Genomic DNA, 255 nt, shown 5'->3' on the forward strand with positions numbered 1-255 from the left:
CGCCCTTGGGCTTGCCGGTGGAGCCGGAGGTGTAGAGGATGAAGAGGGGGTGCTCGGCGTTCACGGGGACGGGGGCGCACTCGGTGCTCTGGCCGGCCAGCGCCTCGGCGAAGGTCTTGTCGCGGCCTTCGACGCGGCGCCAGGCGCTGGGGGTGCGCTCGTAGACGAAGACGGTCTGGATCGACTCGCAGCCGCCCAGGGCGATGCCGTCGTCGACGATGGCCTTCAGGGGCAGTTCCTTGCCGCCGCGCAGCT

Annotated in this window: 1 protein-coding gene; it reads right to left on the bottom strand. The window is 71.4% G+C overall.

Annotation, left to right across the window (positions count from 1 at the left end; all coding sequences use genetic code 11):
• Nucleotides 1-255 (bottom strand): AMP-binding protein (locus IB278_RS34370; RefSeq protein WP_192328905.1); only part of this gene is annotated, 255 nt, incomplete at both ends.

This window comes from Variovorax sp. VRV01 (genome assembly GCF_014852545.1).
GTDB lineage: Bacteria > Pseudomonadota > Gammaproteobacteria > Burkholderiales > Burkholderiaceae_C > Variovorax > Variovorax beijingensis_A.